The organism is Pseudozobellia sp. WGM2 (assembly GCF_017810075.1).
Taxonomy (GTDB): Bacteria; Bacteroidota; Bacteroidia; order Flavobacteriales; family Flavobacteriaceae; genus JADNYK01.
The window spans coordinates 120,409-136,506 of record NZ_JADNYK010000007.1 but is presented as its reverse complement, the minus strand read 5'-3'; the positions used below and the strand labels follow the sequence as shown (position 1 = coordinate 136,506).

Sequence of the window (16,098 nt, the reverse complement as noted above, 5' to 3'; positions counted from 1 at the left end):
TAGACTCTTAATTTCAAAGAATATGTTCAATAAAGATAGATGGAAAGAAATTTTAGAGGTTTTGACCGGTAATTGGTTCAGAACTGTTCTTACTGCTTTTGGGGTCTTCTGGGGTATTTTTATTCTCATTATTCTGTTGTCTGCGGGAAAAGGTCTTGAAAACGGTATAATGCAAGATTTTGGTGATATCGCAACGAACACCATGTTCATGTGGTCAAGAGCTACTACAAAAGCTTATAAGGGCCTACCAAAAGGGCGAAGTTTTCTTTTTAAGACCGAAGATGTGCAGGCTATTCGAGATAAGGTGCCCAATCTTCGTTTTATATCACCCAGAAATCAATTAGGCGGTTTTGGGGGAGCCAATAATGTGGTTCGAGGGTTGCGTACAGGGGCTTATAATGTCTACGGTGATTATCCTGAGATTATCAAGCAAGACCCAATGAGTATTATCGACGGGCGGTTTATCAATTACAGCGACATTAATGAAAAAAGAAAGATTGCCATAATTGGGGAAGGTGTCAAGAATGGTCTTTACGATAAAGGTGAAGACGCATTGGGCACTTACATTAAGATTCAAGGCGTGAATTTTTTGGTCGTTGGGGTTTATAAGAAGAAAAGTAACGACGGCGATGGGGAAGAAGGCCAGAAACAAATTTTTGTGCCTTTTACTTCTTTCTCTCAGGCTTTTAATCGTGGTACCGATGTAGGGTGGATGGCAATAACTGCTAACGACGGCACCTCTATTACGAGTATCAAAAATAATATTATGGGTGTGGTCAAAGAAAATCACAAAGTGCACCCTGATGATCAAAGGGCGGTTGGTCATTTCGACCTTTACGAGCAATTTCAAAGGGTACAAAGTTTGTTCGGGGCACTTCGGTTCGTTGCCTATTTCGTGGGGATTTTGGTATTGCTTTCCGGGGTGATAGGTGTAAGTAACATTATGCTTATCGTAGTAAAGGAACGTACCAAAGAAATCGGTATCCGACGGGCTTTAGGAGAAGATCCTTGGTCTATAAAACTTCAGATTTTAATGGAATCCATTTTTCTGACGATTATTTCGGGTATGGCAGGTATTACCTTGGGAGCTCTTTTTATCTATGGTATCAATACCTTATTAGACATGAACGGCCCGGTAGATATGTTCGCCAATCCTAGTGTTGGGCTTGGTGTGGTCATAGGGGCATTGGCCATATTAATAATTTCAGGTCTTTTCGCTGGTTTTATTCCCGCTCAAAGTGCTATAAAAGTAAGGCCGATAGATGCTTTGCGAACCGAGTGAGGGCTAACCATAATTACAACAACTTAGAAAACAAAATAGAATTATAAGTACTAAACATCAATCAACATGAAAAAGACTGTAACCAGAATAATACTAATACTCATTGTGGTCACTTTTGGTGGGGCTATGTACTATTTGTACAAGAAGAATGCGGAAGACCCTATCACCTATGAAACCGAGCAGGCTTCTAAGAAAACGATAGTCAAAAAGACCATGGCAACGGGTAGTATTCTTCCTTTAGAAGAAGTACTTATCAAGCCCAATATTTCAGGGGTAATTGAAGAGGTTTTTGTTGAGGGTGGCGATTTTGTTAAATCGGGCGATTTGTTGTGTCAAATTAAGGTGGTGCCTAATCTATCGGCATTGAACGACGCCAGAAATTCCATTGATGAAGCTAAAATTAATTTAGATGATCAGCTGAGAAACTTAGATCGTCAAAAGTCCCTATTTGGTAAAGGGGTGATTTCCAAAGTTGATTTAGAACGTGCTCAGGTTTCATATGATCAAGGTAAACAGGCCTATGCAGCTGCCAATAAAAGATATGAAATTGTTAAAACGGGTACCGCCCGAGGTTATGGCAATGCGGCCAATACTCAAATTAGGGCTACGGTCAGCGGTATGGTGCTAGAAGTGCCTGTTGAGGTGGGCAACCAAGTTATCGAAAGTAACAACTTTAACGAGGGTACTACCATAGCAGCTATTGCAGACGTAGACAAAATGATTTTTGAGGGAAAGGTAGACGAAAGTGAAGTTGGCAAAATTAAAGAAAACCTGCCGCTTGAAATTACGGTCGGCGCCTTAGAGGGCAAAATATTTGATGCGGTATTGGATTATATAGCCCCAAAGGGAAATGAAGAGAACGGTGCCATTCAATTTGAGATTAAAGGAACTTTGGAGAAACAGGACTCTGTTTTTATTCGTGCCGGGCTAAGTGCCAATGCTTCCGTGATTTTGGCAAAGGCCGACAGTGTGCTGGCTATCAAAGAAGCTCTTGTGCAGTATGATGGTGAAACCAAGAAGCCTTATGTTGAAATTGAAAATGCCGGACAGCAATTTGAGCGAAAAGATATCGAGTTGGGAATCAGCGATGGTATTTACGTCGAGGTTAAATCTGGAATAGAAGCTCAAGATAAAATCAAGGTTTGGAACGCAATTGTCAAAGACGAAAATATGGGAGGATAATTATTTAACACAATATTTAGATATTATCATGTAACAATTCAACAACTTGAAGGTCAAATTGATGAATTGGCTTTCAAATCAAATAACAACTAACAAAACTTCAGATGATTGAAATCAAAGAGCTTCACAAATCTTATAAGATGGGAGCTAATTCGCTTCATGTTCTCAAAGGATTGAATTTTAGTATCAAAGAAGGTGAACTTGTGGCTATCATGGGTTCTTCGGGTTCCGGGAAGTCTACTTTGTTGAATATTTTAGGAATGCTAGATGAAGCCGACACTGGTGATTATACTTTGGACGGGGTGCCTATCAAAAACCTTAACGAAACAAAGGCGGCGAAATACCGAAATAAATTTTTAGGCTTCATTTTTCAGTCTTTCAACCTTATCAATTACAAGAGTGCCATGGAAAATGTGGCACTTCCCTTATACTACCAAAAAGTACCTAGAAAGCAAAGAGAAGAGAAAGCTCTTAAGTATTTGACCCAAGTGGGGCTAAAAGAGTGGGCCGAACATCTACCCAATGAATTGTCCGGAGGGCAGAAGCAACGTGTAGCCATAGCACGGGCCATGGCGGCGGAACCTAAGGTGCTTTTGGCAGATGAGCCTACCGGAGCCCTAGACAGTAAGACTTCTTATGAGGTTATGGATTTGATTCAGAACATCAATGATCAAGGCAATACCATTCTAGTGGTTACCCATGAAGAAGATATCGCGCAAATGTGCAAACGTATTGTGCATTTAAAAGATGGGGTTATTGTCGAAGATAAAAAAGTAGAACAGGTTAGGGCCGCACAATATGTTCAGTAGAGATAATTGGAAAGAGATTTTCGAGACTATTCAAAAGAATAAGCTCCGTACTTTCTTATCGGGATTCACCGTAGCGTTGGGTATACTCATTTTTGTAGTTCTTTTCGGTTTCGGTAATGGTCTCATCAACACATTTGATGACTTCTTTTCCGATGATGCGACCAATGTTTTTATGGTGTTTACCGGGCGAACCACAATGCCGTATAAAGGCTATAAGGCCAATAGAACTATTGAGTTCGATAATTCTGATATACAAGATATCGAAAAGAATTTCCCTTTATTTCTTGAATACATAAGTCCACGAATAATTAGACAAGACACAGTTGCCTATAAAAATGAGTCAAATAGTTATTCTACCTGGGCCGTGGGTCCTTCTCATCAGTTTAGCCAAATGACCATTATGATGAAAGGTCGTTATCTCAATGTCATGGATATAGAGAACAAGACCAAGAATGCGGTTATCGGTAGATTGGTAGAGCAAGATTTGTTCGGTGCTAAAAACTCCATAGGTAAATATATAGATGTAGGGGGAAGTTCTTATAAGGTCATAGGTGTTTTTCAAGATGATGGGGGTGATCGGGAAGAGCGTAATATTTTTATACCCTATACCACCCAGCAGCTTATTGAAAAAAATACTGATAAGGTAGATGCAATGGTCATAGGCTTTAAGCCGTCGATTGGGTATGCCGGTGCAATGGCTTTTGAGAAGAGCCTGGATAAGTTCATTCGAGAGAAAAAATATATTAATCCGCAAGATCAGAACGGTATTTTTATTCGAAATGTGGCAGACCAATTGAAGCAGAACCAGCAGTTTGCCAGAGTGTTACAAATTATAGTTGCTTTCGTAGCTTTCGGTACCATAATAGCCGGTATTATTGGTATCAGTAATATTATGGTCTTCGTGGTGAAAGAGCGCACCAAAGAGTTGGGTATAAGAAAGGCATTGGGTGCTACCCCGAAAACCGTAATCAGTACAATTTTATTAGAATCAGTTTTTATTACTACAATTTCCGGTTTTGTGGGTATGCTCATTGGTATTGCAATTTTAGGTTCAATGGGCGAAAAACTAGAAGATTTCTTTATTACTAACCCCTATATAGATTTACCCATGGCAATTTTTGCCACCATAGTACTTATTATTTTTGGTGCTATTGCAGGTTATGTTCCGGCAAGACGGGCAGCCAATATAAAGCCGATAGTGGCATTAAGAGACGAATAATATGCGATTTATATTCGATAGAAATACATGGCAAGAGATTTTTGGATCGATCAGTAAGAATAAGGTTCGAACAATTATCACCGTGGTCGGGGTTTTATGGGGTATATTTATTTATATAGCCCTTTCAGGGGCTGCCAAGGGTATGGACAATGGCTTCGAGAGCATGTTCGAACGTATTGCCAAGAACAGTATGTTCGTTTGGGCCCAGAATACGAGTATGCCATACGAGGGTTTCAAGACGGGCAGACCAATGCAATTGAAAATAGGGGATGCCTCTATGATCGAGAATCGTATTCCGGAAGTAGAATTCATAGCACCTAGAAATGTAAGAGGGTTCTTTGGATCAACGCCACCATCGATTGGTCGGAACAATAAAGTGGGTAGTTACCCCTTGTTCGGTGATTACCCTACGTTTACCAAAATTGCACCGAAAAAAATATATGATGGGGGCAGGTTTATTAATGACGAAGATATTTCGCAAGCTCGAAAAGTGGCAGTTATAGGAGAGCGCACGGAAAAAGAGCTTTTTGATAAAGACGAAGAAACAATAGGCGGCTACATTAAAATCGATGATGTTTTTTTTCAGGTCGTAGGCATACATAAATTTGACCAAAGTGGGGGTTTTGGTGGTGACGGCGATATTTTTATTCCCTTTACAACATTTAAAAAGCTGTATAACACAGGTGAAGAGGTAGGTTGGTTTTCGATTGCCGCTTATGACGATGTCGATGTGGTAGAGGTAGAAAAAAACATCATTAACCTTCTAAAGAATATCCATCAGGTTCATCCCGATGATGATCGGGCATTTGGTTCTTTTAATCTGGGTGAGCAGTTCAATAAAATCGTGGGTTTTGCCAATGGCATTACATTTCTTTCCCTAATCGTCGGAATTGCTACCATTTTGGCGGGGGTTATCGGTATCGGTAATATCCTCTTAATTTCCGTAAAAGAAAGAACAAAAGAGCTTGGGGTACGTCGTGCATTGGGCGCGACCCCTGCAGAAGTGCGAAATCAGATTATCTTAGAATCAGTATTCTTGACCGTTATAGCAGGTGTTATGGGCATCATTCTAGGTGCTCTTACACTTTCAATGATCAATAGCTTTACCCAAGATATCGATTTCCCCTATACGAACCCTACAGTGCCTATACCCTATGTTTTGGGTGCACTTGCCATAATGGTCGTGTTAGGAACTTTGATAGGCCTTATACCCGCTCAAAGGGCAGTAAGTATAAAACCTATCGATGCCCTTAGGGAAGAATAACCTGATTTAGGTAACAAAAACAGAAACAACTATACCAATAGACAAACACAACTTAGAAATGAACAAGATCGTAAAGTATGTTTTAATCGGATTGCTAGTATTGGGTGCTCTTTGGGCCGCCGTATTCTTCATTAAATCGAATAGTAAAGAAGCAATCACATACGAAACCCAGAACCCTTTTATAAGCAATATTGAGAAAAAAACAGTAGCTACGGGTAAGGTAATTCCTGAAGATGAGATTGAGATCAAACCACAAATTTCAGGTATAATCCAAAAGATTTTTCTTGAGGAAGGGCAGAAAGTTAAGTCCGGAGATTTAATTGCCACTATTAAGGTGGTACCAAATGAGCAGTCGCTCAACCAATCTCGTGGGCGGGTAAGAAATGCCGAATTGGCTTTAAACAATATTAAAATCGAATATGACCGCAATAAATCTCTTTTTGATAAAGGCGTGATTTCGAGCCAAGACTTTAATACACTTCAATTACAATATGATCAGGCGACTCAAGAATTGGAAAACGCTAAAGCAGATTACCAGATTATACGCATGGGGTCAGCTGGCGGGTCTTCAAGCGCGAATACCAACATTAGGGCGACTGTAGAGGGTACTATTCTTGAAATACCCGTCGAAGAGGGTTACCAAGTAATTCAAAGTAACAACTTTAATGATGGTACGACCATCGCGACAATTGCCGATCTCAGTAAAATGATTTTCGAGGGGAAAGTAGATGAAGGTGAAGTAGCGAAGCTAGAAGTAGGTACGCCCCTTAAAATTAGTTTAGGAGCGGTTGAGGGCAAAGAGTTAGATGCAAAACTGCGTTTTATCGCACCTAAGGGCATTGAGGAGACCGGTGCCGTTCAATTTAAGATTGAAGGCGATGTTGAGGTGAAAGATGACATTTTTATTCGAGCAGGTTATAGTGCCAATGCTTCCCTAGTCTTAGAAAAGAAAGATGATATTTTAGTTATACCGGAAGCCTTGCTACAATTCGATAAAAAAACGGACAAGCCCTATGTTGAGGTTTCTACCGGTGATCAGCAGTTTGAGCGCAGGGATATTGAAATAGGCATTTCAGATGGCGTCAATGTAGAAATTGTCTCAGGCCTCAGTGAATCTGACGAAGTCAAAATATGGAACAAAACGGAACCGATCAAAAGAGGTGAAGAAGACGAGGAGTCAGAGGAAAGTGAAGAATAAAAATCATCAATCATAATCAAAAAATCAAAAAATGAACTTTAAACTAATAGTTTTACTCCTCCTCTTTGGAGTTGGAAATCTCTTTGCCCAAAATAAAAAATGGACATTGCAAGAATGTGTCGAATATGCAGTAGAGAATAACTTGACTGTCGAGCAATTTGAACTGGATCTTCAAAATGCACAAATAGATCATTCCGATGCCTTGGGCGGGTTGTTGCCAAATGTTAATAGTTCGATAAGTACTTCCGGCAATACGGGTCTTTCTTTTGATCCGACGACGAACCAGCCGGTTACGACTACAATTTTAACTGCTAACGGAGGTGTAACTTCATCATTAACACTTTTCGATGGACTTAGAAATCTAAACCAACTTAACAGGGCCAAGTTGAACGAAATCGCGAATCAATACAGATTAGATGATTTGAAAGATGACATTCGCCTCCGCGTCGCCAATGCATATTTGCAAATTTTGTCGAACAAAGAAACGCTTAAGGTTTTTAAAGCACAATATGCAGTTACAGAGCAAGACTTAAAACGTACCAACGAATTGGTAGATGCCGGTGTTCTTCCTCAAGGTGATTTGTTGGAAATAGAAGCTACGGCTGCTGGTTTAGAGCAGCAAATCGTCAATACCGAAAATCTGGTTCTCATCTCACGTATAAGCTTGGCACAATTGCTTCAAATTACCGATTATGAAAATTTCGATGTAGCCGATGTTGATTACGAAGTACCGCCTTCCGATATTCCAAATCAGTCGGCGAAAGAGATTTTTGCCAAAGCACTTACGTTTCGTAATGATATCAAATTTTCACAATCGAATATAGATTTGGCCATGGAGGATTTGAAGATCTCAAAAGGCGCACTATATCCCACCCTTTCGGCTTTTTTTAATTACAACACGCGCTATTCCGACCAAGACGGTTTTGATAGCACTACAGGTACCTTTGTTCCGGCAGAAAGTTTGACCAATCAGCTTTGGATCAATGATGGTATTTCTTATGGAGCTCAACTGAATATACCCATTTTTAATGGGTTTAGCGTAAGAAATAATATTAAGCGTTCACAAATCAATGTAGAAAAAGCAAAACTACAGTTAGAGCAAGATAAGCTGGACTTGGAAACCAATATCAACCAAGCTTATGTTGATGTCAAAAGTTTTTCTAAAGCATATGAAGCGGCTCAAAAAACCTTAGAGGCAAGACAACTGGCTTATGATTATTCGAAAGAACGTTATGAAGTTGGTTTGATGAACGCATTTGATTTCAGTCAAGCGCAATCTAGGGTAGATAATGCTGCTGCAGAGGTGGTACGAACCAAATATGATTATATTTTTAGGTTAAAAGTATTAGAGTTCTATTTCGGGTTGCCAATGCAACTGAATTAACTTTATTTACTACATATAATTAGCCCCGTTCCGGCAGTGGTCTGAACGGGCTTTTTTGTTGATTTAGGTTTATATTTGCAGCCATATGGCGATAATATTAAACTTAGAAACTGCAACTACCAATTGCTCGGTAAGTGTTGCAAAAGATGGGGTTGTTCTAGCGATTAAGGAGCACGACACCCCTAATTATTCCCATTCTGAACAACTACATGTGTTTATTGAAGATGTTCTGAAGGATGCGCAGCTAGAATTGTCTCAATTAGAAGCCGTTGCGGTGAGCAAAGGCCCTGGATCCTACACCGGACTTCGTATAGGTGTTTCCGCGGCAAAAGGTTTATGCTTTTCATTGGATGTGCCCCTAATATCAATAGCTACTTTAGAAAGTATGGCCCATCAGGTAAATGACAATAGTCTTGATTTTATAATTCCGTTACTAGATGCACGTCGTATGGAAGTCTATTCGGCCATCTTCAATAAAAATCACAATCAAATAAGAGCGACCGATGCTGAAATTATCAACGAAAATTCTTTTCAGACCTATTGGGAAAATAGTAGAGTTATCCTTGCAGGTTCGGGTGCCGAAAAATGTAGGGAAGTGCTCAACAGTTCCAACATTGAATTTGCAAGTTCTGTAGTACCTTCTTCCAAAGAAATGGGTAAATTATCATATCAAAAATACTTATCCAAAGATTTTGAAGATGTCGCTTATTTTGAGCCCTATTACCTAAAAGATTTTATCCTTCAGCAAAAGAAAAAGAAATAGGGTTTTAGAGGTATAAATAAAGAGAAGAGGTTAACTGTAATACAGCTAACCTCTTCTCTTTGTTAACTTGACTTATTAATTTTTTTGAGTCTCTTGCGGAATACCGTGTACGACTCTTTGAGGAAATGGTATTTCAATTCCCGCTTCGTCAAATCGTTTTTTAGTCTCTTCTATAACATGAAAATGAGCGCCCCAGAAAACAGCGTTCTCGGCCCAGAAACGCAAGCTCAAGTTAACCGAGCTATCTCCTAGTCCATCGACATATACCTCAGGGGCTGGTTCTTTAAGAATATTTTCGTTGTCGGCACAAATTTGAAGCATGATGTCTTTAGCGACTTTAATATTCGAGCTATAACCAATACCTACTTTGATATTGTCTCTTCTAGTAGGCATGGCATTGTAATTTATTACATTGTTGTTAGAGAGTTGCCCGTTGGGTATTACCGCTATTTGATTACCGAACGTATTCAATTTAGTGTAGAAAATTGTAATCTCTTTCACGGAGCCGTCTACGCCCTGAGCTGAAATCCAATCACCTGCCTTAAAAGGCTTGAAAAGTAGAATCAGTACTCCACCCGCAAAATTGGAGAGAGAACCCTGTAAAGCAAGACCAATGGCCAGACCCGCCGCACCAATCATCGCAATTAATGAAGACGACTGTACACCGAGCTGCGTGATTACTAATACGAACAAAATGATTTTCAGGGCTATGCTTATAAAACTTTGAAGAAAGCTTTCTAAGGCAAGGTCATAGTCTTTACGTTGAAAAAACTTTCGAACCATTTTATTCAAGAATCGGATAATGTACAATCCGACAATTAAAATAATTATGGCCATCACCAAATTCGGTAATATTAACCAAGCAAAATCAATCGCTTTTTCAATATGTTCTTCAATATTTGTAAACTCTGTCATTTCAATTATTTTAAGGCCGCAACTTATTAAAAATACGAGGCGCCATCAAAGAAAGTGAATTAAACTATTGTTAATGCATGCATTAGTTGTTCAATTGGGTCAAAACTTCATTCGTTTGGGTCATGGGGAGCTTACAGCTGCCTTTTTCGCACAGGTGTATCAAGGTTTCTTCTTCAATAAACCGATTTTGGAGAATAGGTAATTCTGAATTTTTTTGAGAACCGGCCAGTATGGTATTGGGCAGATAGTGAGGCATAATTTCATTAGCTTTTTCTTTAAAGTCTTTTCCGGTTATGGCTACTTCATAAAAAGGTGCGTTGAAGTATAGCGCCAACTGCATCCAATTGGCAAAACTTTGTCCATTTCTCATAATCTGGTCTTGAAGATTTTTCAATTGTTGCTTGGCAATTTCTTCATATTCGCCAACTGAAAAATATCTTGATAATTTAAACAGGTTTTTAGCCATTATAGAATTGGAAGCCGGTACTACATTATCGGCCGTTTCAACCGTTCTTCGAATCACAAAACTGTCTTTGGTCGATGTGAAAAAGAACATGCCGCTTTTTTTATCGTAAAAATTAGCCAGACAGTATTCTGAAAGGGCTTTCGAATACAATAACCACTTCTCGTCGAAGGTTACTTCATAAAGTGCTATAAATGCCTCAATGACCGATGCGTAATCTTCTAAATAGCCGTTCAGGTTACTCTTTCCATTTTTATGGTTGTGAAAGAGTCCGCCATCATCTTGCATTAAATTATTGGTTATAAAGTCCGCATTTTTAAGGGCAAGGTTTAAATAGCGCTTTTCTTTGAGATAACGATATGCATCTGCAAAACCTTTCAACATCAGCCCGTTCCAAGAGGTGAGAATTTTATCGTCTAAACGCGGTTTGTTTCGTGACTCTCGGTTGTTTTTTAATTTTTCTAAAGAATCTTTAATTGTTGCATTCAAATCTTCGATGCTGATGGAATGCATTGCCGCAATTTGTTCTTCGGATGCTTTTCTGATCAATACATAGTTCTCATATTCCCAATAACCATATTCATTTATGTTAAAATAGTCTTTGAAGATATCGTAATTTTCTCCTAAAAGACTTTTTAATTCATTTTCTTTCCAAACATAAAAAGCACCTTCTTCTAATTTTCCGTCTGTGTTGAGGCTATCGGCATCGAGGGAAGAATAAAATCCGAATTTATCGTTCATTAATTCCTTCTCAATAAAATCGGCCGTTCGCTCTATCACTCTTCTATATAGTGGGTTTTTGGTCACGGCATAGGCATTCGCATAGAGACTCATTAATTGCCCATTATCGTAAAGCATTTTTTCAAAATGAGGTACGTGCCATTTGCTGTCAACCGAGTATCTTGAAAAGCCGCCACCTACATGGTCGAATATACCTCCCCAGGCCATTTTGGTCAGTGTGGTGTTGACATATTCAAGAATCGAGAGCTTGTCATTTGCGGTACCGTAGTGCAGTAAAAAGTTGAGGTTTACCGGCATCATGAATTTTGGAGCACGATTATAGCCTCCCATATCGGTATCGAAATATTGCGATAGCGTTTGAACAATATTGCCGATGTCAGTAAGATCTAAAACAGTGTCGGTATCATTGTTTTCAACGAGATTGATAGCCTTAATGCCCTCCTCCATTTTTTGAGCGTATTCCAGAATTTTTTCAGGTTCTTCTTGATGTAAGGTTGACAGTTGTAACAAAACCTTTTTCCAGTTTTCTTTTTGTACATAGGTGGCGCCCCAGAAAGGCCGCCCGTCGGGCAATGCAACAATATTTAAGGGCCAACCTCCGCTACCGGTCATCATTTGCAGGGCATCCATATAAATGTGGTCTATATCTGGGCGTTCTTCTCGGTCAACTTTGATGTTTACAAAGTTATTGTTCATGACCTTTGCCACCTCAATATCTTCGAAGCATTCATGCTCCATCACATGGCACCAGTGGCATGCAGCATAACCAATGCTTATTAAAAGCAGTTTGTTTTCGTCTTGAGCTTTTTGTAACGCTTTATCGCTCCATGCTTGCCATTTTACGGGATTGTGGGCATGTTGTAAGAGATAAGGGCTTGTTTCGTGTATCAAGTCGTTGGTGAAATCGTTCTTCATTTGAATTATACTTTGAGAAGAAAAAAGGATTGAAATAAAATGGCGTCCTCTTTTTCAAAAAAGGACGCCATTTGTAAAGTTGTTGAAGAAATGAGATTATCTAACTTCAAATGTGATTTTTACATTGACTCGAAAGTTGTCCATTTTTCCATCTTTGACGGTAGCACTCTGTTCATTAACATAAACCGACTTAATATTCTTAACCGATTTTGAAGCTTCAGCTACTGCATTATTTGCGGCATCTTCCCAACTTTTATCAGAATTCGCCAATATCTCTATTACTTTTAAAACTGCCATAATTGCTTATTTTTAGATTTATCTCAAGATACGCAATATGAAACGGAAAATTAACAGAAACCCTTAAAATGTGAATCCATTAGCCATTTAGGGCAACAACTTCGTTCACCTTGTCACCCATCATATTCTTAAGCATTGTCTCTATTCCATTTTTCAGTGTAAATGTGGATGAAGGACAACCACTGCATGCGCCTTGTAAGATAACATTAACAGTCTTACTTTCTTCTTCGTAAGATTGAAACAAAATATTTCCGCCATCACTAGCAACGGCAGGTTTTACATATTCTTCAAGAATATCAACGATCTGTTGAGAAGTGTCGTCTAAATCAGGGTTGGGTGTAGCCGATACAGCTTCATTGCTGTTAGGGCTCTGTGCCGTGGCGCTTTCTGAAACTACTTCTTTACCGTCGGCCAGATAATCACGAACCAGTTCACGTAAGCTCATGGTAATATCGTCCCATTCGGCCACATCATATTTAGTTACCGAAACATAGTTCAAGTCAAAGAATATTTCTTTCACAAACGGAAATTGAAAAAGTTCTTTGGCCAATGGAGAATCTTTGGCTTCGTCAATATTTTTAAATTCAAAAGTACCTGGTACGATACGTTTATTGGCTACAAATTTCATAACCGCCGGGTTAGGGGTAACCTCTGCATATACAGTTATAGCCTCTTTTTGTTTGGTCTCTTCTTCATTTACGATAGGTTCACCGGCATTCAGGTATTCTACCAACTGCTGGGCCACCTCGCCTTTGACATCATCCCATTCAACAATATCAAAACGTTCTAGTCCGACGAAATTACCTGAGATATAAACCGTCTTTATGAAAGGAAGGTAGAATAACTGTTGGGCCAAGGGTGATATTTTGGCATCGTCAATATTTTTGAATTCGTAGTTCTTACCCTTGGTCAAGAGATGATTCGTCTCAAATTTAAGTATCTTAGGGTTGTTCGTATTTACTACGGTTATGTTGTATTCTTTCATTGCGATTTATTTGTGACAAAAATACGATATTAAAAGATCAGGTTCAATTTCATAGCGGGTATTGATTCGTTATTGTTGTAATTTTTTAGCTTGGCATCGTTTGTCTCACTGTGATAACTCGTAGGGCTATGTCGCTGATACATAATATTGTGGTATTTCATCCGTTATACCATAAATTTAGTCGATTCTCTATACCCAGCCATACCTTACGTAAATGAAACATCGTTTATTATTGTTGCTCGTTTCCCTTCTGTTCGGATTTCAAACCAATGCACAAGAGGGTATACCGGTATATTTTGATTACTTGGCGGATAACTATTATTTGGTCTACCCCTCAATGGCCGGTATCAGCGAAGGTGGTAAAATAAGGGCCACCGCAAGAATGCAATGGTTTAGTGTTGAAGATGCGCCTAACCTACAAACGTTAAACGCGAATTTTAGAATAGGGGAGAGCAATAGTGGAGTTGGTGCTATATTCTTTAATGATGCCAACGGTTACCACGCGCAAACAGGGTTGAAACTAACCTATGCCCACCATTTAAAGTTAGGTGGCGATGCTCGATATTTGAATCAAGTCTCTTTTGGTTTGAGCCCGACCTATTTACAAAGCAGTTTAGATGAATCGGAATTTCGTTCAGTGCAACCCGATGACGCGATAGCTGGAACCAAATTGAGCGAAGGCTATTTTAATATGGATTTGGGACTTTCTTATAACCTTATGGAGTTCTATGCACATTTTGCCATCAATAACCTTTTGGCAAGTGATCGTAATTTATACCGTTATGGAAAGGGTAACGACAATATACCGGTTATCGACAACCTAAGAAGATATCTGATTTCCGCAGGATACGTATTTGGAAAACAAGAATGGCAATACGAACCTTCCGTACTTTTTCAAATGACCGATTTTACTGCAGAAAAAACAATTGATTTCAACGCCAAAGTTTATAAAGATGTCGATTTCGGAAGAATTTGGGGAGGCCTTTCGTATCGAAGAAGCCTTGACGGGGCTCTTTTTGTGACCGATGATAGTTTTGGCGAGCAGCGCTTACAGCTGTTCACGCCCATCGTAGGTGCCAATATCAAGAATTTTATGGTCTCCTATAACTATTCGTACCAATCAGGTGATATTCGTTTTGACAGCGGTGGCTTTCATCAGATTACGATTGGTTACGACTTCGGCCAAACAGAACGAAAATACGATTGCTATTGCCCTTCTGCACAATAAAAACGCTTTAGGCAAAAGTCTGCCCAAAGCGTGTGGTTTATGCCTTTAAATACGATTAATCCCAGCGATAATTTTTTTCTTCTGCTTGTTTTTTAATGGCGTTGATCATAGCATTTTCCAGTTCGCCAGATTTATTTTCATCTTGATTTTCGACAATGTACTTTTCTCTTTTTTTATTGAGTTCTTGTATTTTCTCCTGAATTTTGGCACGTTCCTGTTTTTTTTCTGAGATGTAGGTTTCAATTTCCTCGGGAGATTTATTTCTAAGCTCTTTGGGTAAATCTTCTTTATCGACCGAACCAACACTGAAATCTTCCTCGTTAGAGGCGTCTACCAAATCCCAATCTTTGTTGTTGTACAAACGTGAGCTTTTGCTTACGGCTCTTTTTACCACTACGGCTTCTTGAAGTTCCGCAGCGTTATCATCTTGAGCGGCCTGCTTTTCTTTTTTTAAGCTTCCTAGACTTCCGTAAGAAATGTAAGTGTCGTTAAGCTTGGTATTATAATCGATAATGGCGTCGTCATAGGGTGTGTTTATATGAACGATTTCACGATTATGGTCTATGGCCATGTAGTCTCCGCCTGCGAGAAGCGCTCCTTCTTTCCATTTACCATGAATACCTTGTTCGTAGTTGCCGCAAAAAATGGTATTTACGATAACATCTTTCTCTTTTGCATTAGACGCGGCATCTTTATAATGGGTTTCCCCTTGTGTAAAAGGTTCGTTTCCGGCTATGAAAATCATCTTGAGATTATCAGGATTTTTGGCCCAATTCAATTGTCGTAATGATTTGTGAATGACGGTACCGCAAAACTCTTCACCTCCGTTGGTGGTCAAAGAGAAAAGTTTTTCTGAAATTTCATCAAGGTCTCCGGTAAAATCGAGTACTTGCTGAACATATCCCTCACGGTAAGATAGGTTGTCGTTACCATATTGGTAAAGTGCAATTTGTAAATCGGGCCGAGAATCGTCACCACATTTGGCATGCGTGAACTTGTTCACTACATCCCAGAGTTGGGCCTTCGCTTGGTTGATTAAACCATCCATACTATTACTGGTATCTAACAACAAAGCAATCTGTACCGTATTTTTCTTAGGTTCAATTTCTTTATCATTTTCGGGTAAAACCTCGGCCAATAAAGATTTAGTGCTATTTCTTTCCTTTTTAAATTCACAACTGTAGATCGATACGGTAAAGGCCAATAACAATCCTGAAAAAATCAGTCTTTTGGTTTTCATATGTTTTGTTTTGAGTTTTCCCGTTGGATATAAGATGAAATGAATCCTTCAAGAAGCGATTAATAATTCTATTAATGAATATTCTGGGGTAAAACTAGTTTCGACTTCCCTAAGAAAAAATAGAGAATGAGTAAAACGGTATTTTAAGTAAGGTAACTGGCAATATGGTTTAGTGAAAGCCTAAGAATGGTAGTCTTTATGGGGTCTGTAGTC

The 16,098-nt window shown here is 39.2% G+C and carries 14 protein-coding genes; 9 read left to right on the top strand and 5 right to left on the bottom strand.

The window, feature by feature from the left end:
* The first annotated feature begins 22 nt into the window (after nucleotides 1–22).
* The 8 genes from IV512_RS15875 (at nucleotide 23) to tsaB (ending at nucleotide 9,101) form a co-directional block, all read left to right on the top strand.
* Nucleotides 23–1,282 (top strand): ABC transporter permease, encoded by a 1,260-nt coding sequence (locus IV512_RS15875; protein ID WP_209405108.1) that lies wholly within the window; start codon nucleotides 23–25, stop codon nucleotides 1,280–1,282.
* Nucleotides 1,283–1,348: 66 nt separating this feature from the next.
* Nucleotides 1,349–2,464, top strand: coding sequence for an efflux RND transporter periplasmic adaptor subunit (locus IV512_RS15870; RefSeq protein ID WP_209405106.1), 1,116 nt, complete (start codon nucleotides 1,349–1,351; stop codon nucleotides 2,462–2,464).
* A gap of 104 nt (nucleotides 2,465–2,568) precedes the next feature.
* Nucleotides 2,569–3,273 carry an ABC transporter ATP-binding protein gene (locus IV512_RS15865; protein WP_100869641.1) on the top strand — a complete coding sequence of 235 codons (705 nt, stop codon included), beginning with the start codon at nucleotides 2,569–2,571 and terminating at the stop codon, nucleotides 3,271–3,273.
* Nucleotides 3,263–4,492: an ABC transporter permease gene (locus tag IV512_RS15860; RefSeq protein ID WP_209405104.1), complete on the top strand. Its 1,230-nt coding sequence runs from the start codon at nucleotides 3,263–3,265 to the stop codon at nucleotides 4,490–4,492. Before IV512_RS15865 ends, IV512_RS15860 begins: the two co-directional genes overlap by 11 nt.
* Before the next feature lies 1 nt (nucleotide 4,493).
* A complete protein-coding gene (locus IV512_RS15855) occupies nucleotides 4,494–5,756 on the top strand; it encodes an ABC transporter permease (RefSeq protein WP_209405102.1) in 1,263 nt (420 codons plus the stop codon).
* Between the two features lie 58 nt (nucleotides 5,757–5,814).
* Nucleotides 5,815–6,954: an efflux RND transporter periplasmic adaptor subunit gene (locus tag IV512_RS15850; protein ID WP_209405100.1), complete on the top strand. Its 1,140-nt coding sequence runs from the start codon at nucleotides 5,815–5,817 to the stop codon at nucleotides 6,952–6,954.
* Between the two features lie 31 nt (nucleotides 6,955–6,985).
* Complete coding sequence (locus IV512_RS15845; protein ID WP_209405098.1) at nucleotides 6,986–8,338, top strand: TolC family protein; 1,353 nt, start codon at nucleotides 6,986–6,988, stop codon at nucleotides 8,336–8,338.
* Nucleotides 8,339–8,423: 85 nt separating this feature from the next.
* Entirely contained in the window at nucleotides 8,424–9,101 is a 678-nt protein-coding gene (gene tsaB, locus IV512_RS15840; RefSeq protein ID WP_209405096.1) for a tRNA (adenosine(37)-N6)-threonylcarbamoyltransferase complex dimerization subunit type 1 TsaB, read from the top strand.
* Between the two features lie 75 nt (nucleotides 9,102–9,176).
* Here the strand turns inward: tsaB and IV512_RS15835 are convergent, their stop codons facing one another.
* From IV512_RS15835 to IV512_RS15820, 4 genes are all read right to left on the bottom strand, one after another.
* Nucleotides 9,177–10,016: a mechanosensitive ion channel family protein gene (locus tag IV512_RS15835; RefSeq protein ID WP_209405093.1), complete on the bottom strand. Its 840-nt coding sequence runs from the start codon at nucleotides 10,014–10,016 to the stop codon at nucleotides 9,177–9,179.
* An 82-nt stretch (nucleotides 10,017–10,098) separates the two neighbouring features.
* Nucleotides 10,099–12,135, bottom strand: a complete 2,037-nt coding sequence (locus tag IV512_RS15830; RefSeq protein WP_209405091.1) for a thioredoxin domain-containing protein — start codon at nucleotides 12,133–12,135, stop codon at nucleotides 10,099–10,101.
* 96 nt (nucleotides 12,136–12,231) lie between these two features.
* The gene (locus IV512_RS15825; RefSeq protein ID WP_100869633.1) at nucleotides 12,232–12,432 is read right to left on the bottom strand and encodes a dodecin family protein; all 201 of its coding nucleotides are present in this window, start codon (nucleotides 12,430–12,432) and stop codon (nucleotides 12,232–12,234) included.
* A gap of 79 nt (nucleotides 12,433–12,511) precedes the next feature.
* The gene (locus IV512_RS15820; RefSeq protein ID WP_209405089.1) at nucleotides 12,512–13,417 is read right to left on the bottom strand and encodes a NifU family protein; all 906 of its coding nucleotides are present in this window, start codon (nucleotides 13,415–13,417) and stop codon (nucleotides 12,512–12,514) included.
* Nucleotides 13,418–13,631: 214 nt separating this feature from the next.
* Between IV512_RS15820 and IV512_RS15815 the strand changes: the two genes are divergently transcribed.
* Nucleotides 13,632–14,645, top strand: coding sequence for a type IX secretion system membrane protein PorP/SprF (locus IV512_RS15815; RefSeq protein WP_209405087.1), 1,014 nt, complete (start codon nucleotides 13,632–13,634; stop codon nucleotides 14,643–14,645).
* 55 nt (nucleotides 14,646–14,700) lie between these two features.
* On the opposite strand, the gene IV512_RS15810 is transcribed toward IV512_RS15815, so the two are convergent.
* Nucleotides 14,701–15,885 (bottom strand): VWA domain-containing protein, encoded by a 1,185-nt coding sequence (locus IV512_RS15810; RefSeq protein ID WP_209405085.1) that lies wholly within the window; start codon nucleotides 15,883–15,885, stop codon nucleotides 14,701–14,703.
* Nucleotides 15,886–16,098 lie beyond the last annotated feature (213 nt).